The sequence below is a fragment of the Lactococcus termiticola genome (assembly GCF_003116835.1).
Lineage (GTDB): Bacteria > Bacillota > Bacilli > Lactobacillales > Streptococcaceae > Lactococcus > Lactococcus termiticola.
In genome coordinates this window covers 98,478-119,401 of the sequence record NZ_BFFO01000006.1, presented here as the reverse complement: position 1 = coordinate 119,401, position 20,924 = coordinate 98,478, and the positions used below count along the sequence as shown (strand labels likewise).

General features: G+C 48.6%; 18 protein-coding genes. All 18 read left to right on the top strand.

Features of this window, described 5'->3' with window-relative positions; translation table 11 throughout:
• Positions 1-386: 386 nt before the first annotated feature.
• Positions 387-1,055 (top strand): response regulator transcription factor, encoded by a 669-nt coding sequence (locus NtB2_RS05880; protein ID WP_225867054.1) that lies wholly within the window; start codon positions 387-389, stop codon positions 1,053-1,055.
• 22 nt (positions 1,056-1,077) lie between these two features.
• Positions 1,078-2,442 carry a sensor histidine kinase gene (locus tag NtB2_RS05875; protein WP_109246014.1) on the top strand — a complete coding sequence of 455 codons (1,365 nt, stop codon included), beginning with the start codon at positions 1,078-1,080 and terminating at the stop codon, positions 2,440-2,442.
• A gap of 449 nt (positions 2,443-2,891) precedes the next feature.
• Positions 2,892-4,631, top strand: coding sequence for a 1-deoxy-D-xylulose-5-phosphate synthase (locus NtB2_RS05870; RefSeq protein ID WP_109246013.1), 1,740 nt, complete (start codon positions 2,892-2,894; stop codon positions 4,629-4,631).
• Between the two features lie 3 nt (positions 4,632-4,634).
• Complete coding sequence (yidD, locus tag NtB2_RS05865; RefSeq protein WP_109246012.1) at positions 4,635-4,886, top strand: membrane protein insertion efficiency factor YidD; 252 nt, start codon at positions 4,635-4,637, stop codon at positions 4,884-4,886.
• Positions 4,887-5,143: 257 nt separating this feature from the next.
• The gene (locus NtB2_RS05860; protein ID WP_109246011.1) at positions 5,144-6,037 is read left to right on the top strand and encodes a PstS family phosphate ABC transporter substrate-binding protein; all 894 of its coding nucleotides are present in this window, start codon (positions 5,144-5,146) and stop codon (positions 6,035-6,037) included.
• A 119-nt stretch (positions 6,038-6,156) separates the two neighbouring features.
• Positions 6,157-7,008 (top strand): phosphate ABC transporter substrate-binding protein PstS family protein, encoded by an 852-nt coding sequence (locus NtB2_RS05855; protein ID WP_109246010.1) that lies wholly within the window; start codon positions 6,157-6,159, stop codon positions 7,006-7,008.
• Between the two features lie 24 nt (positions 7,009-7,032).
• Entirely contained in the window at positions 7,033-7,956 is a 924-nt protein-coding gene (pstC, locus tag NtB2_RS05850) for a phosphate ABC transporter permease subunit PstC (protein WP_109246009.1), read from the top strand.
• Positions 7,956-8,843 (top strand): phosphate ABC transporter permease PstA, encoded by an 888-nt coding sequence (gene pstA, locus NtB2_RS05845; protein WP_109246008.1) that lies wholly within the window; start codon positions 7,956-7,958, stop codon positions 8,841-8,843. The genes pstC and pstA overlap by 1 nt, the downstream gene beginning before the upstream one ends.
• A gap of 18 nt (positions 8,844-8,861) precedes the next feature.
• A complete protein-coding gene (pstB, locus tag NtB2_RS05840) occupies positions 8,862-9,665 on the top strand; it encodes a phosphate ABC transporter ATP-binding protein PstB (RefSeq protein ID WP_109246007.1) in 804 nt (267 codons plus the stop codon).
• Positions 9,666-9,672: 7 nt separating this feature from the next.
• Positions 9,673-10,434 carry a phosphate ABC transporter ATP-binding protein PstB gene (gene pstB / locus NtB2_RS05835; protein WP_109246022.1) on the top strand — a complete coding sequence of 254 codons (762 nt, stop codon included), beginning with the start codon at positions 9,673-9,675 and terminating at the stop codon, positions 10,432-10,434.
• A 90-nt stretch (positions 10,435-10,524) separates the two neighbouring features.
• Positions 10,525-11,178 carry a phosphate signaling complex protein PhoU gene (gene phoU, locus NtB2_RS05830; RefSeq protein WP_109246006.1) on the top strand — a complete coding sequence of 218 codons (654 nt, stop codon included), beginning with the start codon at positions 10,525-10,527 and terminating at the stop codon, positions 11,176-11,178.
• A 69-nt stretch (positions 11,179-11,247) separates the two neighbouring features.
• On the top strand, positions 11,248-12,327 hold the full coding sequence (locus tag NtB2_RS05825; protein ID WP_109246005.1) for a DUF4352 domain-containing protein: 1,080 nt from the start codon (positions 11,248-11,250) through the stop codon (positions 12,325-12,327).
• A 168-nt stretch (positions 12,328-12,495) separates the two neighbouring features.
• The gene (gene rny, locus NtB2_RS05820; protein WP_109246004.1) at positions 12,496-14,091 is read left to right on the top strand and encodes a ribonuclease Y; all 1,596 of its coding nucleotides are present in this window, start codon (positions 12,496-12,498) and stop codon (positions 14,089-14,091) included.
• A 601-nt stretch (positions 14,092-14,692) separates the two neighbouring features.
• Positions 14,693-15,301 carry a guanylate kinase gene (gene gmk, locus NtB2_RS05815; protein ID WP_109246021.1) on the top strand — a complete coding sequence of 203 codons (609 nt, stop codon included), beginning with the start codon at positions 14,693-14,695 and terminating at the stop codon, positions 15,299-15,301.
• Between the two features lie 30 nt (positions 15,302-15,331).
• The gene (gene rpoZ, locus NtB2_RS05810; RefSeq protein ID WP_109246003.1) at positions 15,332-15,796 is read left to right on the top strand and encodes a DNA-directed RNA polymerase subunit omega; all 465 of its coding nucleotides are present in this window, start codon (positions 15,332-15,334) and stop codon (positions 15,794-15,796) included.
• Between the two features lie 347 nt (positions 15,797-16,143).
• Positions 16,144-18,483, top strand: coding sequence for a primosomal protein N' (locus NtB2_RS05805; protein ID WP_109246002.1), 2,340 nt, complete (start codon positions 16,144-16,146; stop codon positions 18,481-18,483).
• Positions 18,484-18,710: 227 nt separating this feature from the next.
• Positions 18,711-19,661: a methionyl-tRNA formyltransferase gene (gene fmt, locus NtB2_RS05800; protein WP_109246001.1), complete on the top strand. Its 951-nt coding sequence runs from the start codon at positions 18,711-18,713 to the stop codon at positions 19,659-19,661.
• Complete coding sequence (rsmB, locus tag NtB2_RS05795) at positions 19,651-20,922, top strand: 16S rRNA (cytosine(967)-C(5))-methyltransferase RsmB (RefSeq protein WP_109246020.1); 1,272 nt, start codon at positions 19,651-19,653, stop codon at positions 20,920-20,922. Before fmt ends, rsmB begins: the two co-directional genes overlap by 11 nt.
• The last annotated feature ends 2 nt before the right edge of the window (positions 20,923-20,924 follow it).

Here is a 20,924-nt window from a genome sequence, read left to right as displayed (position 1 = left end):
TTTACAGGTGAGGTCTCCTCACAATGCCAGTATTTCTCTTGTAATTGATATTCTTTCATGATAGAATCAAACATAAATCTTATCTTTCTTTCGGTATTTGTGTGGTTACTTATATCTTAGAGATAAGCTTTTTCTTTTGCAAGAAAAAATCGTGTGGGACATTTCCCACACGATTTATTATAGAGCCAAAATCTGAGGCCTAAGGATCTCGGATTTTTACTTTTCAGGTCGAATTGCTCTGAGATGGAAAGAGAGTGGTAGACGGCCTAAGTTTCACCTAAGTTTCACCTAAGCTTAGAGCAAGCAAAAAAGACGATAATAGTGTAAAATAATTGAAAGGGAGGCGTGTTAAGCCCGCCAAATAGGAATAAAGGATGGATGGTACGATGATTAAAATTTTGCTCGTAGAAGATGACTTATCTCTATCTAAATCAGTCTATGACTTCTTGAAGTCATTTGCAGAGGTAAAACAGGTTTTTGATGGCTCAGAAGGCCTCTACGAAGCCTCACTTGGCATCTATGACATCGTGCTTTTGGACCTGATGTTACCTGAAAAAGACGGTTTTGAAGTCTTAAAAGAGCTCCGTGCCCAAAAGGTCGACACGCCGGTCCTGATTATGACCGCCAAGGAAAGCCTGGACGACAAGATGCATGGCTTTGAAATCGGGGCAGATGATTATCTGACCAAGCCTTTCTATCTCGATGAACTAAAGGCCCGGATCCAGGCCTTGCTCAAGCGGACAGGCAAGCTCGAAGATGATAACAGTATGAGCTATGGCAACCTCAAGCTCAACCTGTCAAATAAGGCGGTCACGGTCGACGGAGAGCCTGTCGAGCTCATCGGTAAGGAGTTTGACCTCCTGGTTTATTTCCTCCAAAACCAAAATGTCATCCTGCCTAAAGAACAAATCTTTGACCGGATCTGGGGCTATGATTCCGATACGACCCTGACGGTCGTCGAAGTCTACATGTCTAAAATGCGGAAAAAACTGCGAGGCAGTGACTTCTACAACAACCTGGCAACCCTTAGAAATGTAGGCTACATCCTGCGTTAAGCAAGGATTCTGCGTGACTCACATGAAACTAAACGTTAAAAATATAAAAACGAGAATTTTTAAGAGAAATGACGGGAAGAACTTCCTGCATTTTTTTGTCGCCTTCTCAATCATCTTCTTTGTCTTGACCAGCATCATCTTAAATATTCTGGCAACGGGGATTTACAAGTCAACTGACCAAAACCTGAGAAACCTGGCTCAGAGCCCGCTCTTGTCGCAACTCGTCGAGGGCAATCAAATGAGCTCCAATATGACCAATTCGCCCCATCCTGGGAATTTTGGCCCGACCAATAGCATCCTGATTTATGATGCGGCAGGCAAGCTGATTTACCCAAAAAGTCAAGACGAATCCACGACAGATGCCAACCGGGACAACAACGCCGGCCTGCCTGAAATCTCCAGCGTCCAGCTGGAAAAGGCAGTTCACTTTGACCCGTCGGCCGTCGGCAGTATCCGCATGCTCTCGGTGCCTAGCTCATACGGAGGCAACTACCACTATCGCTACCTGACGCTCAATGTGACACAGGTCGATACCAACGGCAACAGCAGTTGGGCCTACATGCAGATTTTCAGCAATGTCGACCAGCTCCAAGAAGGCCTGCAACGCTCTCGTTTTATCATCATCACGACCATGGTCATCTTCTGGCTTCTCTCTATCATGGCCAGTCTTTATCTGGCAGCTTGGACTAGACGGCCTGTTGTTGCGGCCTTTGAACGGCAAAAATCCTTTGTGGAAAATGCCAGCCATGAGCTGAGGACACCGCTTGCTATTTTGCAAAATCGCTTAGAGCTCCTCTTTCAGAATCCCAATGCGACCATCCTCGATGAGTCGGAAAATATTTCTGAGAGCCTTCAGGAAGTTCGCAACATGCGACTTTTGACGAGCAATCTTCTGAACTTGGCCCGCCGGGATTCTGGCATCAAGATTGAGCCCGAAGAGACGGGTCTCCCCTTCTTTAAGAGCCTCTTTGCCAATTATGAGATGCTCGCAGAAAACGCCGGCAAGCAGTTTTCAGGCCAGGTTGACCTGGACGAAAACATCATGCTTGACCAGGCCCTAACCAAGCAACTCATGACCATCCTCTTTGACAATGCCCTCAAATATACAGATGATGACGGCGAAGTCAAAATCAGCGTGCAAAAGCTCAACAACCAGCTCAATATCATTGTTTCCGATAATGGAGAAGGCATCTCAGACCAGGACAAGAAGAAGGTCTTTGACCGCTTCTACCGGGTCGACAAGGCCAGAACCCGACAGAAGGGCGGCCTAGGCCTTGGTTTGTCGCTCGCCAAGCAGATTGTGGATGCTTATAAGGGCAAGGTCTCGGTCGAGGATAATCATCCGAAGGGGACGAGGTTTAATATTCGCTTGCGCTTGGAGAAGTAGGGGTACTTTGATGAAGCCGTTCTGTGTAAGCCTTCAGGCATAATACGGTGTGGCCGCAAGCAAACCTTCGGTTTCATTGCTAAAATCTGAGCCCTAAAGGTCTCAGATTTTGCCTTTTTACACAGTATTATGCCTGAAGGCTTACACTGCACTAAATACATTAACAATAGTAGACAATACAAGTGCTAAGGAGTGTAGCTGTCGGTGGGCCGGATTCAGCCCTGAGTAAGGCAGATTTTAAGACATGAGGGCTTCAAATCTAGGAAGGAAGCCCTAGGCAAGGTGGAAAGCCTTGCTTTCCTTCCCAGGGCAGAAACTGGCCCGCCGACAGCGGAACGAAAACCCCGTCATAAAAGCAACGGCACCAACCAATCAAAAAATAATTCTAATTTATGACATTTTATAACGAAAGTTGTAGAATGTTTTTTGTATTAAAAAAGGAGAAAATGATGTCAGTATTAGAAAAAGTAAATGAACCTAAAAACCTCAAAGGCCTGACAAAGGAAGAGCTTAAGGCTCTTGCCAAAGAAATCAATGAAGCTGTCCTCTACAAGGTCAGCAATGTCGGTGGTCACGTGGGTCCAAACCTGGGTGTAACAGAGATGACCATCGCCCTCCACAAGGTCTTCAACAGCCCGGTTGACAAGTTTATCTGGGATGTCAGCCACCAGACCTATCCCCACAAGATTTTGACCGGTCGCAAGCATGGCTTTACAGACGGCCACTTCCATGATATTACCCCTTACACCAGTCAAGACGAGTCTGAGCACGACTTCTTTACGGTCGGCCACACTTCGACCTCAGTTGCTAACGCCCTGGGTTATGCCAAGGCTCGTGACCTCACTGGCGACAAGGGCAATGTCATCGCCATCCTCGGCGATGGCTCCCTCTCAGGCGGTCTGGCCCTCGAGGCCATCAACAACGCTGGCGACTTTGATGGCAATTTTATCTTGATTTTCAATGATAATGAAATGTCAATCGCTGAAAACCACGGTGGCCTCTACCGTGAACTTGCCAAACTCCGTGAAAGCAATGGCCAAGCTGAAAAAAATCTCTTCAAGGCCTTTGGCCTCGACTACAAGTACCTCGAAGAAGGCAATGACATCGAAAAACTGACGGCCCTCTTTGAAGAAGTCAAGGACATTGACCATCCAATCGTCCTCCATATTCACACTGAAAAAGGCCACGGTTACGACATCGCTACCAACGACAAAGAGCACTGGCACTGGCGTGCCGCCTTTGACCTGGAAACTGGCGAGCTCAAGAACAAGCCTTCAGGCAAGTCTTACAGCAGCATCCTCATGGACTACATGGACCAGCAGATGCAGGCAGGCCAGCCTATTTTGGCCATCAACGCCGCCATCCCAGGTGCCTACGACCTCAAGACTTTTGCTAATAAATATCCTAAGAACTATTGGGATGCCGGCATTGCTGAACAATTCACCATCACTTTTGGTGGGGCAGCGGCCTTAGCAGGAGCAAAGAGCTTTATCTTCCACAATTCTACCTTTGTCCAACGGGCCTTTGACCAGTTCGTCCATGACCTGGCCATCAACAAGGAACCTGCAGTGGTCTTCATCAAGGGTGATGTGATTTCAAATTCTGACAAGACCCACCAGGGTGACTTTGCCCGGGGATGGATTTCAAATATCCCTAACATCACCTATCTCGCACCAACCAGCGAAGAAGAGCTCCTCGCCATGCTCGATTGGTCAATGACCTATCAAGATGGCCCTGTTGTCATCAACATTCCAGAACACGGTGTTGAAAGCCGGCCGGCCCATATCACAAGCTTTAATCAAGCCCAATATGATATGATTAAGTCAGGTCAAGATGTCGCCCTCATCGGCCTTGGCGGACTTTATTCTCATGCAGAAAAGGTCGCTGAAGAGCTGGCCAAGCACGACATCAATGCAAGCCTCATCAATCCTCTGTTTATCAGCAGTCTGGACAAGAAGATGTTGGACGAGCTGTCAGAAAGCCACAAGGTCATCGTCACGTTGGAAGACGGCGTGCTTGACGGCGGTTTTGGTCAAAAGATTGCCAGCTACCTGGGCTCAAAAGATGTCAAAGTCCTGAATTACGGGGCTGACAAGGAATTTAACGACATCGTCCCAGTCGCTGAGCTCTACAAACGCTACCGCCTTGCCCCAGAACTCATGACACAAGATATTTTGGAAATCCTCTAATTAATGAAAAAAATCCTCGTCAAATCCGTCAAAGGCTACCAGCGCTGGATCTCACCAATCCTGCCTCCCGCCTGCAGATACTACCCCACCTGCTCCAACTACATGATTCAAGCCATCCAAAAGCACGGGGCAACCAAAGGCATCGCCATGGGCACTGCCCGGATTTTACGCTGTCATCCTTTTTGTGAGCCGGGTTATGATTTGGTGCCGGAGAAGTTTAGCTTGCGGAGAAATTGGGAGAGGCCGGAGGATTAGATAGAAAGAGAAAGTTGCCGTTAGGCAGCTTTTTTGCTTGCCTCGGGAAAAAGGAAGGGGCGAGATTTATTCAAGCTGAATCACTATTTGTAAGGTGTTTCCAGGGCTGTGAACAGTAGAAAAACTCAAATGTAAACAAGCCATTTACCAACTATTTACAAACTGTTTACATTTGACCTCCTTTTTCCGTGTTAGAATTATTTTGTAAGCAAAAAGTTTGCAAAAATTATTTAGAAATTATCGGAGAAAAGATAACCATGAAAAAGAAAAAAATCATTGCTGGACTCGTTGCCGGAGCTGCCCTTTTGACACTTGCTGCATGTGGCAATAGCAATTCATCTTCATCATCTACTGGCTCAGGAGCTGCCCTCTCAGGCAAGATCATCGCCGGTGGATCAACTGCCCTCCAACCAATGGTTCAACAAGCATCTACTGAATTCATGGCTAAAAATACTGGCGTTCAAATCACTGTCCAAGGTGGTGGATCAGGTGTTGGCTTGACTCAAGTCTCACAAGGTTCTTTCCAAATCGGTGACTCAGACATCTTCGCAGAAGAAAAATCTGGTGTAGACGCTAGCAAGATTGAAGATAACAAGGTTGCGGTTGTTGGTTTCGCCCCAATCGTCAACTCTAAAATCAAGGTTGAAAACCTGACTTCAAAACAGCTAACAGACATCTTCACTGGTAAAATTACCAACTGGAAGGAAGTTGGCGGAGATGACCAAAAGATTACCGTGGTTGGCCGTACAGCCGGCTCAGGGACTCGTGTGAACTTCGACAAGCTTGCACTTGGTGGAGCGACAGAAGTTGACGGTCCTACACAGGATGCTTCAGGTTCAGTCGTGACACTTGTAGGTCAAACACCTGGTGCCATCTCATACGTTGCCTTCTCTTACATGAACAACAGCAAGGACATCAAGCCTTTGAGTCTGGATGGTGTGAAGCCAACTGAAGAAAATGTTCAAAAGAACGACTGGAAGGTTTGGTCTTACGAACATATGTATGTCAACAAAGACAAGGAAAACAAGGCTGAGAAAGAATTCATCAAGTACGTCTCAGAAGATAAAGCAACCATCAAGAAGCTTGGCTACATCGCCGTTTCTGATATGAAGGTAGAACGTGATGCTGCTGGTAAAGTAAGCAACAAGTAAAATACCTTAAAAGCAAGGACTCGCCGGTCTTTAGAAGATCGGCGAGTCCTTCCCATTATAGGCCCCTAAAATTTGTTATCTATTCTCATTTTAGCTGGTGAATATGCTATAATTAAGCTATGAAAAAGAAAATTTTTATGGCGATTCTAGCAGCTTCAAGCATGACGCTTCTCGCTGCTTGTAGCACGGGTGCTAAGCAAGTCACAGCGGGTGGCTCAACCGCTCTTCAACCCCTGGTTGAACGTTCTTCTTTAGATTACATGAAGGTGCATTCCAATAGCATCATTACTGTCCAAGGGGGCGGTTCTGGTGTGGGATTGGCCCAGGTTGCTGCGGGCTCCTTCCAAATTGGAAATTCAGACATCTTTGCTGAAGAAAAATCAGGGATTGATGTTAAAAAAATCACTGACCATAAGGTGGCAGCCATCGGTTTTGCCCCTATTGTCAACAGCAAGTTGGACATCAAGAATTTGAGCAAGCAGCAGTTGGTCGATGTCTTTACAGGCAAGGTCAAAAACTGGAAGGAAGTCGGCGGCCCAGATCTGGCCATCACCGTGATTGGTCGTACGGCAGGTTCAGGGACCCGGGTCAACTTTGACAAGTATGCCCTCAATGGGGCAACCGAGGTCAATGGCCCAAGCCAAGATGCCTCAGGCTCTGTTGTCCAGTTACTGAGCCAGACGCCTGGTGCCATCAGCTATGTCTCCTTCTCATACAAGGCAAAGCCTGGTGTGAAGGCCCTTTCTGTTGATGGTGTGGCTCCGAGCGATGCCAATGTCCAGACCAACAAGTGGAAAATCTGGTCTTATGAGCACATGTACACCAACAAAAAGCAGGACAATAAAATCGAAGAGAATTTTATTGACTATGTGAAGGCAGATACTGCAAGCTTGAAAAAACTCGGCTATATCCCAATGGCTGAGATGAAGGTAGACCGCTCAGCTGACGGAAAAATCAGTCGTATTAAATAAAAACTTTTATTAAAAAAGGGATGTATGGAAAACTCAAAACTTAGAGATAAACTCTTATCTAGCTCAAAAAATTCAAGACTAGAAAAATTCGGTAAGACATTGACCTTCTTGTGCATTGCACTGATTGTTTTTGTGGTCGGATTGATTCTGGTCTTTGTTGCTGAAAAGGGCCTTTCGACCTTCTTCGTAAATGGCGTAAATCCGCTGAACTTCCTCTTTGGGACCAACTGGATGCCAGGCTCTATCGGTCCTGATGGCAAGCCAGCCGTCGGTGCCCTACCGATGTTCTCAGGCTCGCTCATCGTTACGATTCTCTCAGCCTTGATTGCGACTCCGTTTGCAATCGGTGCTGGGATCTACATGACAGAAATCTCGCCAAAATACGGCTCTAAGATTCTTCAACCGGTCATCGAGCTCCTAGTCGGTATTCCTTCTGTTGTCTATGGTTTTATCGGTTTGACAGTCATCGTCCCCCTGATTCGTGGGGCCTTTGGCGGGACTGGACTTGGCCTGCTTTCAGGTGTCTTTGTCCTCTTTGTTATGATCCTGCCGACGGTAACTTCGATGACGGTCGATGCCCTCAAGGCTGTGCCTGGCCACTACCGTGAAGCCTCACTCGGCCTTGGTGCGACCCGCTGGCAGACCATCTGGCGTGTCCTTCTTCGGGCTGCAACACCAGGGATTCTGACCGCCGTGATTTTCGGGATGGCCCGTGCCTTCGGTGAAGCCCTGGCCGTGCAGATGGTTGTCGGTAATGCAGTTACCATGCCAAAAAACCTGATTTCACCAGCTTCAACCCTGACATCAATCCTTACTTCAGGCATTCCAAACGCAACACCAGGGATTCAGCTCAATGCCCTCTGGTCGCTTGCCCTACTCTTGCTCCTGATGTCACTTGTTTTCAACCTCATCATGCGTGCCATCGCTAAGAAAGGAAGTCTGAAATAATGAATGCAAAACGTTCTGATAAATTAGCGACAGGCGTCCTCTATGTTCTGTCAGCGATTATCGTCGCTATTCTAGCCTTCCTCCTGATTTTCATTTTGGTCAAGGGCCTGCCTTATGTTTCATGGCAGTTCATCACGACAGCTTCTGACCCTTTGACAGGTGGCGGGATTGCCGTCCAACTCTTTAACTCGGTCTACCTCTTGATTGTGACCCTGATTATTTCAGTGCCATTGTCACTGGGTGCCGGCATCTACCTCAGCGAATATGCCAATCAAAAGCACTGGCTGACAGGGTTTGTTCGGACAGCCATTGAAGTCCTGAGCTCACTGCCTTCTATCGTTGTCGGTCTTTTCGGGATGCTCCTCTTTGTCCTCCAATTTGGCATGGGCTTCTCAGTCATCTCAGGGGCCTTGGCTCTGACCGTATTCAACTTGCCATTGATGACCCGTAATGTCGAAGAAAGCCTGCGGGCCATTCCGACCATCCAGCGTGAAGGTGGCCTGGCCCTTGGCCTGTCGAAGTGGGAGACCGCAACACAGGTCATTCTGCCTGCTGCTGTCCCTGGGATTATCACAGGGGTCATCCTCTCATCTGGTCGTGTCTTCGGTGAGGCCGCTGCCCTGATTTACACAGCCGGTCAGACCAACCTGCCGATTGACTGGGCCAACTGGAACCCGATGGCAATCACGTCACCATTGTCACTCTTTAGACCAGCTGAAACCCTCGCAGTACATATCTGGGCCCTTAACACTGAAGGAACCATCTCTACAGCGACACAAATCTCAGCTGGTGCATCTGCAGTCTTGATTATCTTCGTCCTCCTCTTCAACCTGGGAGCCCGCTTCCTTGGACGCCGGATTCACAAGAAATTGACATCAGGAAACTAATTAAAGGAAATAAATTTTATGGCAACATATGACTGGAATGAGCGTCATATCATCACATTTGACCAGGATATTGCCCTGTCAACGGATGACATCCGCGTCTTCTACAATGAAACTAAAGAGGCAATTCATGGGGTTTCCATGCAATTCCCTAAAAATAAGGTCTCTGCACTGATTGGCCCTTCAGGTTCTGGGAAATCGACCTACCTGCGTGCCCTCAACCGGATGAACGACACGATTGATGGAGCCCGGGTGACCGGCAACATCATGTACGAAGGGGTCAATATCAACGACCCTAAGGTCAATGTCTACGAGGTCCGCAAGCAAATCGGCATGGTCTTCCAACGTCCTAATCCCTTCCCTAAATCCATCTACGAGAACATCGCCTTTGTCCACCGCCGTGAAGGTGTCCGGGACAAGAAGAAGCTCGATGAAATTGTAGAGACTTCGCTCAAGCAGGCGGCCCTCTGGGACCAGGTTAAAGACGACCTGAATAAATCAGCCTTGGCCATGTCAGGTGGTCAGGCACAGCGTCTCTGTATCGCCCGTGCCCTCTCTATGAAGCCTGAAATCATCCTTATGGATGAACCAGCTTCAGCCCTTGACCCGATTTCAACCATGCAAATCGAAGAGACGATGACAGAGTTGAAGAAAGACTATACGATTATCATCGTCACCCACAATATGCAACAGGCCTCACGTGTCTCTGACTATACAGCCTTCTTCTACAATGGCGACTTGATTGAGTTTGATGAGACTTCTAAGATTTTCACACAATCTCAACTGAAAGCTACAGAAGACTATGTTTCAGGACACTTTGGATAAGGAAATTATGACAAAAGAAGCAATTTTATCAGTAAGCGATCTCTCGCTCTACTATGGCAAGAAAAAAGCCTTAAACAATATCACGATGGATTTCTATCCCAATGAAATCACGGCCCTCATTGGCCCGTCAGGATGTGGGAAGTCAACCCTCTTGCGGTCGATCAACCGGATGAATGACCTGATTTCAACCGTGACCATCACTGGTGCCATCATGTACAAGGGCAAGAACATGTATAGCCCTAAAATCGACACGGTCGATCTCCGCAAGGAAATCGGCATGGTCTTCCAGCAGCCTAATCCCTTCCCCTTTTCCATTTATGAAAATGTGGTCTATGGCCTCCGCCTCAAAGGCGTGAAGGACAAGGCCTTGCTCGATGAAGTGGTTGAAAACTCACTCAAGGCAGCCAACATCTGGGATGAGGTCAAGGACGACCTCCACAAGTCAGCCCTCGGCCTCTCTGGTGGTCAACAGCAACGGGTTTGTATCGCACGTGTTTTGGCGGTCAACCCTGACATTATCCTGCTTGATGAGGCGACATCAGCCCTTGACCCGATTTCAGCCGGCCGGATTGAAGAAACCCTGCTCGAACTCAAGAAGGACTATACACTCATCATGGTCACCCACAGCATGCAACAGGCTTCCCGGATTTCAGACCGGACTGCCTTCATGCTCAATGGCGACCTCATTGAAATGGATGATACCAAGAAAATCTTCCTGGACCCGCAAAAGCAGGAGACTGAAGACTATATCGCTGGTAAATTCGGTTAATTGTTAATTGCGATTAAAGTGAGCAATTAATCTATCAGATAGGCAAAGCAGGGCTTTGCTTTCCAATTATCCTCGTAAAAAGGAGAAAACATGTTACGTACACAATTTGAAGAAGAACTCAACAAGCTCCACAATCAATTTTACTCAATGGGAACCCAGGTCTCAGCCCAGCTGAACAAGGCAGTTCGCTCATTTGTCAGCCATGACCGTGAGCTGGCAGAAGAAGTCATTGCGACTGACAAGCAAATCAACGACCTTGAAACCAAGCTTGAAATCAAGTCGCTGGAAATGATTGCTCTGCAACAGCCGGTATCAAGCGACCTGCGGACCATCATCACAGTCCTCAAGGCCTCATCTGACCTCGAGCGGATGGGTGACCACGTGGCTTCTATTGCCAAGGCGACCATCAGCCTCAAGGGCGAAGAACGCATCAGTGTGGCTGAAGAAGACATCTCTCTCCTCGGAGAAAAGGTCAAATCTGTCGTCGATGCCTCACTCAATGCCTATATCCAGGGCAATGACAAGCGGGCCCGTGAGATTGCTGAGCAAAACACGACCGTAAAAAACATGTCAAGCGAAATCCAGAGCAAGATTTTGGATGCTATGAAAGACAACACAGAGACTATTCCTACAGGGAAAGAATACTTGATGACTCTTGTCTACCTAGAACGTATTACAGGCTATGCCATCAACCTCTGTGAATGGATTGTCTATCTTAATTCCGGCGAAATCGTTGAGCTTTAAGCAAGGGCTTCTGCTGAATACAGAGGCTTTTCTTATTGCCAAATTCAGCTGGTTTGTTATAATTAGACTATGTATAAAAAACTAATGATAGGACTGACCATTTTAGCCAGTCTTAGCCTGATGACGGCCTGTGGCAAGCACAAGGCAGAAGTGAAACCTGCCACAAGTACGAGTACTAGCTCCCAGGTCACAGAAGAAGTCAAAATCAGCTATGGGGCGGCGACTCCGATTTTCTCGGATGACAAGCAAGCCAAGGAAAATCAAGAGTTTATCGCTGTTGAAGTCACAGTACAAAATCCTAAAAAAGACGGTCTCAAGGCCATCTCTGCATCAGACTTTTCATTGAAAGACAAGGCTGGCAATAAGCTGGCAGTCACTGACCTCAAGTCGAAAGATGGCAAGTCCTACCAGACACTGACCAAGCAGAACCTCAAGTCTGGCCAGCTCTATCAGGCCTACCTGACCTTTGAGGTCAACACCAAGGAAAGCTATGACCTCGTCTATGACAAGAATGAAGCTGGCAAGTTAGATATGTCAGGCCTTGCCAAGGGGCAAGACCAGGCCCTGCAAGTCGCAAATGACTATGTGGCCGCTGCCTTTTTAGGGGCTGACACGACCAATGCCAATTTTAAGAAGGCTGAAGAAGCCTTTACCAAGGCGGGTACCGATTATTATAAGAGTTTGAAACTCTTTAATGGCACGGCCAAAGACATTACCATGACCAAGGAAGAGGCGGCTACGGCAGTCAAGGGCATGATGGTGGCCAATAAGGCCAAAGCCAAGACGGACTACCAGCTCAAGGTCCTCTATCCGACCTTCATGCAGGTCGAGCTGAAGCCATCGACCATTCATTTTACGGATATCAGCTTTGACAAGACCCAGCAGGACTGGGTCGACGGCCAGCCTGACAGCAGTTTTGACCCAGATAATTCGGGCAATCTGGTCCTGAAGGCCGACAAGCAGGCCGAGCTCAATGCCTATACCTTTGGCCAGATTCCTAAGCTTCTCGGCGAGCTCAAGGCTAAGAAGTCCACAGGAGCGACACTCAGCCTTTCAAAGACGGTCGGTGCTGACTGGGCACTTGCTGGTTCAGAAGTGAATAATGCGGATTATAAGAATTTGGAGCAGGCCTATTATTATGGGCGCTAAGCTAGTAAAACCAGGCTTTGGACCTGGTTTTTATCATATGAGCCTATCTGGGTCTATACAGTTTAAGCTTATAAAAGCCACCTTGTAAAATGCTTACATAAATGCTATAATGTCAGTTGGAGTTTTCTTTGAAAATTCCGTTGAACAATAGAACATTAAGGAGAATAAATGATCGTTATTATCATTATTCTCGCTGTATTATTGATCGTATTAGGAATTGCCTTTTTCTTATTTGGCCAAAAAGTGAAGCAGAATCAGCGTGATGCAGATTCGTTGATCAAATCGGCTGAAAATAAGGCAAATGAGCTTTTAACACAAGCACAACGTGATGCAGATTCGCTGAAACGTGATGCTGAGGCCTTCAAAAAAGAGGCCCGGCTCACGCTAAAAGAAGAAGAGCAGCAACAACGTCGTGACATAGAAGATGAGTTTAAGCAAGAACGCCAAGAGTTTAAGGAGACGGAACAACGCTTAAAACAACGTGAAGAAATCTTAGACCGCAGGGACGACAGTCTCACGCGTAAGGAAAAAAACTTAGATTCTAAAGAAGAAAGTCTTGAAAGCAAGACTAATGCCCTCAATGACCGCGAGAAAGCAGTCGCTGACGTCGAAGCAAAGAAACGTGAGGAGCTGGAGCGCATCGCGCAACTCTCACAAGAGGATGCCAGAAGCCTCCTCTTGACGGAAACCCGTGAAAGCATGACTAAGGAGCTGGCACAGATTGTCCGTAGCTCTGAGGAAAAAGCCAATCACGAAGCCGACAAAAAGGCCAAGCAAATCATCAGCCTGGCCATCCAACGCGTTTCAAGTGAATCAGTGGCAGAGCAGACCGTGTCTGTTGTGACGCTGCCAGACGACAGCATGAAGGGTCGGATCATCGGTCGTGAAGGCCGGAACATCCGGACTTTTGAGGCCCTGACCGGGATTGATGTTATCATTGATGACACGCCGGAAGCCGTAGTTCTCTCTGGCTTTGATCCGATCCGTCGGGAGATTGCCCGGATGACACTGGAGCAGCTGGTCCAAGATGGCCGGATTCATCCCGCCCGCATTGAAGAATTGGTCGAAAAGAACCGCAAGGCTCTGGACCACAAGATGCGTGAGTACGGTGAGCAGGCGGCCTTTGAGGTCGGAGCCCACAACCTCCATCCAGATCTGATGAAGATCATGGGACGTCTGCATTTCCGGACATCTTATGGTCAAAATGTCCTGGATCACTCTGTGGAGGTGGCACAGATTGCCGGCAACCTTGCTGGTGAGATGGGCGAAAATGAAGCCTTGGCCAAACGTGCCGGCTTCCTGCATGATATTGGTAAGGCGCTTGACCATGAGGTTGAAGGCAGCCACGTCGAGATTGGGACAGAGCTTGCCCGCAAGTATAAGGAACATCCCGTCGTTATCAATGCCATCGCCAGTCACCACAATGACACCGAGCCAAACAGTAATATTGCTGTTCTCGTCGCTGCGGCTGATGCCCTCAGTGCAGCCCGGCCTGGTGCCCGTCGCGAATCCGTGGAAAACTATATCAAGCGTCTCCGTGACCTCGAAGCGATTTCTACCAGCTTCAAGGGTGTGGATTCAGCCTTTGCCCTCCAAGCCGGCCGTGAAATCCGTGTCATGGTACAGCCCGATAAGCTGACCGACGACCAGATTGTCGTCCTGGCCCATGATGTCAAGAGCAAGATTGAGAATGAAATGGATTACCCAGGCAATATCAAGGTCACCGTGATCCGTGAGACACGGGCGATTGATTATGCAAAGTAAGGAAAAGTCGGCGATGCCGGCTTTTTTCTTTGTCTAATATAGCCGTTGCGTTCCGAGCTTTCCGAGACAGGGAATAGTGAGGCCGCAAGCAAACCGCTTTGCGGTTTCATTGCTAACTGGCGAGTCTAAGGTCTCGCCAGTTGCCTTTTTCACTATTCCCTGCCTCGGAAAGCTCGGAACTACACTGTTTTCTTGCTGTCGAATTTCCAGAAACCAGCTAGAATACCTGGCCTAAGCTTAAAATTTTGAAATTAAGGCTATAGTGGACCGGAAGGATTTTCTAGCTCAGCTGTGAAAAGGGAGTCCTGGAGACCGCAGGGCTTCAGAACTAGCAATGTATTATTGGAAAAAGTTCTGAGTCAGCGATGCGACCACAGGGAGCATTGAGGACCAGAACTTTCCAAGAATATCTGGGGATAAGGAAAACGCAGTTTTCCTCCTTCGCAGGCTTTGCTTGCGTCCTTGCAGCATGCTCAGAAAATCCTGGAAGGGAACGACTTTCAGGGTTACAATCGAGTTACAAAAAATTAAACTATGAAAACAAAAACTAGCTTCCAGAGCATCCGTTTGTTAAAATATAAGAAAAGCTAAGGAGAATATGATGACCGAACGTGGTTTATTGATTGTCTTTTCTGGCCCTTCTGGTGTAGGAAAAGGCACGGTGCGTGCAAAAATCTTTGAAAATGAAAATAACTTTGACTACTCGGTCTCAATGACGACCCGGCCCCAGCGACCTGGCGAGGTTGACGGCAAGGATTACTATTTCCGGAGCCGTGAGGAGTTTGAGGACATGATTCGCAAGGGCGAGATGCTGGAGTATGCTGAGTATGTTGGCAACTACTACGGGACGCCTCTGACCTATGTCAACCAAACCCTGGATGAAGGCAAGGATGTTTTTCTTGAGATTGAGGTCCAAGGGGCCTTGCAGGTCAAGGAAAAGGTGCCAGATGGCGTCTTTGTCTTCCTGACACCACCAGATTTAGAAGAACTCCGGGAACGCCTGGTCGGCCGTGGGACGGACTCTGAAGAAGTCATCGCCAGCCGTCTGGCCAAGGCCCGTGAAGAGATTCGCCTGATGAATGAATACGACTACGCTGTGGTCAATGACGAGGTCGAGCTTGCGGCTGAGCGGGTCAAGAAGATTATCGAGGCCGAGCACTTCCGTGTCGAGCGGGTTATGGGCCGCTATGCTCAAATGATTGAAGAATAAGAATAGAAAATAAAAAAGAGGTAAAATATTATGATGCTTGAACCATCTATTGATAAATTGTTGGATGCAGTGGACTCTAAATACTCACTCGTTGTGCTTGAAGCCAAGCGGGCCCATGAATTGCGTGACCAGGAGCGGGAAACTAAGCTCTATCCTAATGACCCTCGTGTCGCCTATGTGGCTCCAGAAGAACGCAAGGAACGGGTCTTCCAATCTGTAAAACCTACGCTTCAAGCCCTGGAAGAAATCGCAGAAGGTCGGGTCAGCATTCACCCAGCCCCAGATGCCAAGCGTGAAACCCTGGCCCAGAAGAAGGAGCTTGCCAGCCTGAACGCCCGGATGGAAGAAAAACTCATCAAGGAGCAAATCGAGCAGGAAGAAGCTGAAGAAGAAGCAAAGAACAAGGCAGCCAAGGCTTCAAAGGCCGCTAAGGCTGAAGAAGCTAATGAAGGCGAAGGCGATGAGGCTGAGGCTACTGCTTCTGAAGAAGAATAAAAATATCGGAGTTTCTCATAAAGTCGCTCCAGTCCATAAAACTCGCCCGCTGTTGTAAGGCCGCAAGTTTGATTGGTAAAGAGCTCTGAGTGAGCAATGCGACCAAGGGGAGCATTGAGGGCCAGAGCTCTCTAAGAGAAGTTTTGAGATAAGGAAAGCGAAGCTTTCCTCTTTTTTGTCGTTCCACTGCTAATTTGGGAGCCTAAAGTCTCCTGAATTGCCCTTTTTACAACAGCGGGTGAGTTTTCTTTCCTTCTGCTAGTAAAGATTAGGCTTATAGCTTATCTCTTTCTAAAGTAAAGAAGGATATTTGCTTCACTGGCCCCAGAATATGGTAGAATTTGAATATGATAAATTCAGAACGAAAGATTGCAGAAGTCATCGTCGATGTCCCCCTCATGCAGACGGACAAGCCTTTTTCTTATGCAATCCCTGAGCATCTGGCGGGCCTGATTGAGGTCGGTATGCGGGTCCATGTCCCTTTTGGGTCTGCTGGCCGCCTGGTCCAGGGCCTTGTCGTCGGCTTTTTGGACGACTTTAATGGAGAGCTCAAAGAAATCGTTGAGGTCCTGGACCTGGAGCCTGTCCTGACCGAAGAGCAACTCTGGCTGGCAGATGAAATGCGACATAATGTCTTTTCCTACAAGATTTCCTGCCTGAAGGCCATGTTGCCGAATCTGCTTAATTCAAGCTATGACAAGGTCTTGGTACATGACGACGGCTCAGAAGAGCTCTGGTCTAGTCTTTCGCCAGAAGCCCAGCAGTCCGCTCTCAAGGCCGTCAAGGCCGGCGAGCAGACCGTCCGCTACCTGGCCAAGTCCAAGGAAAACCGCAAGACTGAAAAATGGCTGACTGCGACAGACAAGCTAGCTGATTTTGATTTTGGCAATCGCTCGAAGAAAAGGCTGGAATTAAGGGATATGTTCCTAGGGCTTGGCAGGGAGCCCATCCGCAAAAAAGACCTGCCCTTTTCAAGAGAGGTCATCAAGTTTTTTATCGACAATGACCTGCTCAAGCTTGAAGAGCGGGAGGTCAACCGCTTAGAATCCGCCTTTGATGCGGTCGAGCCCGACCAGGCCAAGCAGTTGAACGCTGAGCAGGCCACTGCCTTTCAGGCCATCATCAGCGACCGAAGTCGCCCCTTCCTGCTTGAAGGTATCACGGGCTCAGGCAAGACCGAGGTCTACCTCCAGGTCATCGAGCATTTTCTCAAGCAAGGCAAGACTGCCATCATGCTGGTCCCTGAGATTTCCCTGACCCCTCAGATGTCCAACCGCTTCATTGCCAGATTTGGCAAGCAGGTCGCCATCATGCACTCTGGCCTGTCTGACGGGGAAAAATATGATGAATGGCGGAAAATCAGGTCTGGTGAGGCCAGGGTCGTCGTCGGTGCTAGATCAGCGATCTTTGTCCCCCTGACCAATATCGGCGTCATCATCATCGACGAAGAGCACGAGGCGAGCTACAAGCAGGATAGCAATCCCCGCTATCATGCTAGAGACATCGCCCTTCTCCGGGCAAAACGCCAAGGGGCGGCCCTAGTTATGGGGTCGGCCACGCCGAGCTTAGAGAGCCGGGCACGGGCTCAACGGGATGTCTACCAGCTTCTGACTCTGACCCAGCGGGCCAATCCTGATGCCCTACTTCCCAAGGTCGAAGTCATCGACATGCGGAGCCAGATCAATGAAGCGTCGGCTAATTTTTCAAAACCACTTTTAGCGAAGATTGCTGAAAAATTAGAACGCAAGGAACAGGTCATCCTCATGCTCAATCGCCGGGGCTACAGCTCTTTTGTCATGTGCCGGGATTGTGGCCATGTGGTCGAATGCCCCAACTGTGACATTTCACTGACCCTGCACATGGACACGAAAACGCTGAATTGCCACTACTGTGGCCATACAGAGGCCATCCCACAAGTCTGCCCGAATTGCCAGTCCCGCAAGATTCGCTACTATGGCTCTGGGACTCAAAAAGTGCAAGAAGAATTAGAAGGCCTCATGCCCGAGGTCAAAATCCTCCGGATGGATGTCGACACGACCAAGACTAAGAATGCCCACGAGCGGATTCTGGCAGACTTTGGTGAGGGTAAGGCGGATATTTTGCTGGGGACCCAGATGATTGCCAAGGGCCTTGACTTTCCAAATGTGACCCTGGTCGGTGTCATCAATGCCGATACAGGACTGAACCTGCCGGATTTCCGGGCTTCTGAGCGGACTTTTGACCTGCTCATGCAGGTGGCCGGTCGGGCTGGTCGGGCTGACAAGCTGGGCGAGGTCTTGATACAGACCTTTAATCCGGGCCACTATGCGATTGCTCTGGCCCAGGCCCAGGACTATGAGGGCTTCTACGCTAGAGAGATGGCCTTTCGCCAGAAGTTGGCCTATCCGCCTTATTATTTTACGGTGCAGGTGCTGGTGTCTCATAAGGACGAGCAGGTCGCTGTCAAGAAATCCTATGAAATTGCAAAAATTTTAGCTGGGCATCTGACCGATAAGGCCAAGGTCCTGGGCCCAATTCCCAAGCCCATCGCCCGGACCCACAACCTCTATCACTATCAGCTTTTAATCAAATACCGCTTTGAAGACGAGCTGGAAGAGGCTCTTAATGAGGTCCTTGACCTGACCCAAGAGCGGGAAAACCGGGATTTGCGGGTCATTATTGATAGTGAGCCGCAGAATTTTGTCTAGTCAAAGAAGGAGAGGCCGTTTCGTTCTGGAAATTCTGAAAATCACTTTGAGGATACAAGCAGACAGCTTTGCTGTCTCATTGCTAAAAGGCGAGCCCTAGCGGTCTCGCCTTTTGCCTTTTTCACAGTGATTTTCAGAATTTCCGAAACGAAATGGCTTACATCACTAGTTCTCTCCCAAAGCCCTGAAACCTTGTTGTTTTAACCGATTTCCGCTATAATAGCCATATGACAAAAACAAAAATCATTTTTATGGGGACGCCTGAATTTTCAGCGACGGTCCTCAAGGGTATTTTAGAAAGTGGCCAGTATGAGGTCTTGACGGTGGTCACTCAGCCAGACCGGCCGGTGGGGCGTAAGCGGGAGCTCAAGGGGACGCCGGTTAAGGCGGTCGCTGTCGAGCATGGCCTGCCTGTCTTACAGCCTGAAAAATTATCAGGTTCAGAAGAATTAGAAAAACTCATTGCCCTTGGTCAAGATGAGGGAGCTGGCATCATTACAGCGGCCTTTGGCCAATTTTTGCCTGGTAAGCTTCTGGACAACGTGGCCTTTGCGGTCAATGTCCACGCTTCTCTTTTACCTAAATATCGTGGGGGGGCACCGATTCATTATGCCCTCATGAATGATGAAAAAGAGATGGGCGTGACCCTGATGGAGATGGTCCGCAAGATGGATGCAGGCGACATGATTGCTCAGGGATCAATTCCAGTTTTAGAGACGGACAATGTCGGCAGTATGTTTGAAAAGTTGGCGGTCGTCGGCCGTGACCTGCTCCTGGACAAATTTCCAGCCTATCTGGCGGGTGATATCAAGCCTGAAGCTCAAGACGAATCCCAAGCGACCTTCAGCCCCAACATTGCCCCAGAAGAAGAAGTGATTGACTGGACAAAATCTGCCCGTGAGATTTTCAATCAAATCCGGGGGATGAACCCCTGGCCTGTCGCCCATACAACCTGGAATGACGGCCGTTTCAAGATTTATGAGGCGCAAGAAACCGAAGGGGCTGGCCAGGCTGGTCAGGTCATCGAAAAGACCAAGAAGAGTCTTGTTATTGCTTGTGGGAAAGGGGCTCTGAGCCTCAAGCTCGTCCAACCAGCCGGCAGAGCAAAAATGGAAGTGGCAAACTTCCTCAATGGCCTTGGCCAGAAAATAGAAATAGGTGATGCCTTTGGCAAATAATGCAAGACAGGTCGCCCTGGACGTCCTCAACGACATCTTTGGAAACGACGCATACGCAAATATCTCACTGGACCGCCACTTAGAAGGCAGTGAGCTCTCAGGTCTCGATAAGAGCCTGACGACGGCCCTGGTCTACGGTGTCGTCAGCAAGAAGGCCCTTCTGGACTGGTATGTGGCTCCCTTCCTCAAGAAAGCAGCCAAGCCTTGGGCGGCCAATCTCCTGGCTTTGACAATCTACCAGATTGTCTTTATGGATAAGGTCCCAACCTCTGCTGCGGTCGACGAAGCGGTCAAAATCGCTAAGCGACGGGATGGTCAGCAGGCCGGCAACTTTATTAATGCGGTCCTCCGGAATTTTATGCGGTCTGAACGCATCAAAGAAGAGCCTAAAGACTGGGAGACCAAGTACTCGATGCCAAAGCTCTTGATGGACAAGATGGTCAAGCAATTTGGAGGAAAGCGGACGGGTGAGATTTTAGCCAGCCTTGACGAACCTAGCCGGGCCAGTGTCCGGCTCATTGACCCTGCTGTAGAACTTCAGGATATGGAAGTCTCCGAGCTCTCTCCAGTTGGCAGGATCGCCCTCCATGGCAATTTCGCCAGCAGTCCGGATTTTGTTGAAGGCCGTATCACCATCCAGGACGAGAGCTCACAGCTGGTCGCTCCACAAATGGAATTGACCGGGACTGAAACTGTCCTTGACGCCTGTGCAGCACCGGGTGGCAAGACCACTCACATGGCTAGCTACCTGACGACAGGCTCAATCACAGCCCTCGACCTCTATGACCACAAGCTCAAGCTCATTGAAGAAAATGCTGAACGTCAGCATGTTGCCGACAAAATCAAGACGATCAAGGCAGATGCAAGCCAGGTCGCTGAGCAATTTGGCGAAGAGCAGTTTGACCGGATTTTGGTCGATGCCCCTTGTTCTGGTGTCGGCCTGATTCGTCGGAAGCCAGACATCCGCTACCGCAAGGAGGCGACAGACTTTCTGGAGCTTCAGGCCTTGCAACTCCAAATTTTGCATAGTGCCTCGAAAAGCCTCAAGAAAAGTGGTATAATGGTCTACAGTACCTGCACAATCTTTGATGAAGAAAATTTTGACGTGGTCAAAAAGTTCTTAGAAACACATCCAAATTTTGAGCAGATTGAGATTTCTCATGAAAAAGAAGACATTATCACAGACGGCTGTATCTTCATCACGCCTGAAATGTACCATACGGATGGCTTCTTTATCGCGAAATTTCGTAAAATCAAATAACT

Excerpts from the sequence above, each read along its gene's own strand:
- NtB2_RS05860 (WP_109246011.1), top strand. The coding sequence starts at position 5,144 with ATGAAAAAGAAAAAAATCATTGCTGGACTCGTTGCCGGAGCTGCCCTT.
- pstA (WP_109246008.1), top strand. The coding sequence starts at position 7,956 with ATGAATGCAAAACGTTCTGATAAATTAGCGACAGGCGTCCTCTATGTT.
- gmk (WP_109246021.1), top strand. The coding sequence starts at position 14,693 with ATGACCGAACGTGGTTTATTGATTGTCTTTTCTGGCCCTTCTGGTGTA.
- NtB2_RS05875 (WP_109246014.1), top strand. The coding sequence starts at position 1,078 with ATGAAACTAAACGTTAAAAATATAAAAACGAGAATTTTTAAGAGAAAT.
- NtB2_RS05870 (WP_109246013.1), top strand. The coding sequence starts at position 2,892 with ATGTCAGTATTAGAAAAAGTAAATGAACCTAAAAACCTCAAAGGCCTG.
- NtB2_RS05805 (WP_109246002.1), top strand. The coding sequence starts at position 16,144 with ATGATAAATTCAGAACGAAAGATTGCAGAAGTCATCGTCGATGTCCCC.
- pstB (WP_109246007.1), top strand. The coding sequence starts at position 8,862 with ATGGCAACATATGACTGGAATGAGCGTCATATCATCACATTTGACCAG.
- NtB2_RS05855 (WP_109246010.1), top strand. The coding sequence starts at position 6,157 with ATGAAAAAGAAAATTTTTATGGCGATTCTAGCAGCTTCAAGCATGACG.
- rpoZ (WP_109246003.1), top strand. The coding sequence starts at position 15,332 with ATGATGCTTGAACCATCTATTGATAAATTGTTGGATGCAGTGGACTCT.
- NtB2_RS05880 (WP_225867054.1), top strand. The coding sequence starts at position 387 with ATGATTAAAATTTTGCTCGTAGAAGATGACTTATCTCTATCTAAATCA.
- fmt (WP_109246001.1), top strand. The coding sequence starts at position 18,711 with ATGACAAAAACAAAAATCATTTTTATGGGGACGCCTGAATTTTCAGCG.
- pstC (WP_109246009.1), top strand. The coding sequence starts at position 7,033 with ATGGAAAACTCAAAACTTAGAGATAAACTCTTATCTAGCTCAAAAAAT.
- phoU (WP_109246006.1), top strand. The coding sequence starts at position 10,525 with ATGTTACGTACACAATTTGAAGAAGAACTCAACAAGCTCCACAATCAA.
- pstB (WP_109246022.1), top strand. The coding sequence starts at position 9,673 with ATGACAAAAGAAGCAATTTTATCAGTAAGCGATCTCTCGCTCTACTAT.
- yidD (WP_109246012.1), top strand. The coding sequence starts at position 4,635 with ATGAAAAAAATCCTCGTCAAATCCGTCAAAGGCTACCAGCGCTGGATC.
- NtB2_RS05825 (WP_109246005.1), top strand. The coding sequence starts at position 11,248 with ATGTATAAAAAACTAATGATAGGACTGACCATTTTAGCCAGTCTTAGC.
- rny (WP_109246004.1), top strand. The coding sequence starts at position 12,496 with ATGATCGTTATTATCATTATTCTCGCTGTATTATTGATCGTATTAGGA.